The sequence below is a fragment of the Mesorhizobium sp. M0047 genome (assembly GCF_040323315.1).
Classification (GTDB): Bacteria; Pseudomonadota; Alphaproteobacteria; order Rhizobiales; family Rhizobiaceae; genus Mesorhizobium.
The window spans coordinates 1-1,531 of the sequence record NZ_JAMYUW010000100.1 but is presented as its reverse complement, the minus strand read 5'-3'; the positions used below and the strand labels follow the sequence as shown (position 1 = coordinate 1,531).

The window sequence follows — 1,531 nt, the reverse complement described above, 5'->3', positions numbered from 1 at the left end:
CGAAACCTTTCAGGGTGCTTCATCGGTATCCAAAGTCTGAGCCATTTCGCTCGACGCGGCACGTTTCCGTTGCCGTTTCAAACTCACATACGGTCGCCGTCTCGTTCGGCTGCACCACTATCCCGCTTGCGTTGCGGCAAAGGCTCAGGAGAACGAGTCCATTCTAAAGCGCGGCATTTGAAGCCAAACTTTGAGGCGGTTCGCTCACCTGGATCCGCCAGGGTTGATCAGCCCTGGGAGATTGCTGTTCTGGGTTCCGGTCGGCCGTCACGCGCTCTTCATGACGGCCCCTTCGATCAGGATGCCGAACGCCGCGTACTTCCACAGCGCCACCAGCAGCTTGCGCGCCAGGGCAACGATCGTGCTCCGTTTCAGCCGACCCCCATTTGATTGAACCCGCTGAGCAAACCAACGGCTGAGTGCCGAATGCGGCTGGTTCCGCAGCCACAACCACGCGAGCTGGATCATCGTCGTGCGCAGCCGTGGATTGCCCGCTTTCGATACGCCTTGCTCACGATCAATGGTTCCGCTTTGCCACGGCGTGGGTGCCAATCCTGCGTAGGCGGCGACTTGGCGTCGGTTGTCAAAATGGCGAGAGAACCCTTCGGCCCAGAGGATAGCGGCGAACTCCGGTCCAATCCCTTTGAGAGCACTCAGCACGGCCGCAGGTCCAGGCGCTGTATGTGGAGCATCCTTTGTGGCGGACATCATTGCATCGCGCTCCTGTTCCACAGCGGCGATATGCTGAAGCAACAGTTCAAGGCGATCAAGTTCACGATCTATTTGAGCCTTTAGGTGCCGAGGCAACTGGCGGCCATCGCCTGTCACCAGACCGTCGAGTCGTTTGCGCCGATCCTTCCGAAGCGGCTCGTAACCGCTGATGCCTTGGGCAAATAGCAGACCCTTGATACGATTGACGTGCTCCACCCTTTCCGCAATCAGGACCTTGCGTTCCCTGCAAATGCGACGCCGATCTTCGTTATCCGGACTTGGCGCCTTCACCATTGCACATACGCGCGGTTCGCCACGCTTGAAGGCAAGAAGTGCTCGAACCAATGCCTCCCCGTCGATCTTGTCCGTCTTCGCGCGCCGGCGACGACGGGACGCTGCGATAGAAGCCGCGTCGACGACGTGACTCTCGAACCCATTGGCTTCCAGGACTCGATGAATCCAAAAGCCGTCCAGACCAGCCTCCTGAATGGTCACGATAGGGAACAATCGCCCTGTCCGTGACAACGCCTTCTTCCGGAGGTCTTCGAACAGGCTGATCAGTCCGGCAATATCGCCGCCATCCACAGCACGTTTCGACATCTTGTCGCCGCTGCCCGGCGACAACGACGTAACCAGCCAGGTTGAGCGGCTCAGTTCCAGGGAGACAAAGATTGCTCCAAGGTCGACACGGACAGCGTTTGGGACTCCAGGTTGGGCAGACACATTCTCCACGGCGATCTCCTGTTGAGTGAGTGGTTCGATGCAGCCTCACCCTGACAGAGCGCCGGCCGCCGTTCACTCCTCATGGGATCTAAAGCCG

1 protein-coding gene is annotated in these 1,531 nt (G+C 59.2%); it reads right to left on the bottom strand.

Going from position 1 to position 1,531, the window contains the following annotated elements; translation table 11 throughout:
- Positions 1-267: 267 nt before the first annotated feature.
- The gene (locus NKJ89_RS35535; RefSeq protein ID WP_352609064.1) at positions 268-1,434 is read right to left on the bottom strand and encodes an IS110 family RNA-guided transposase; all 1,167 of its coding nucleotides are present in this window, start codon (positions 1,432-1,434) and stop codon (positions 268-270) included.
- Positions 1,435-1,531 lie beyond the last annotated feature (97 nt).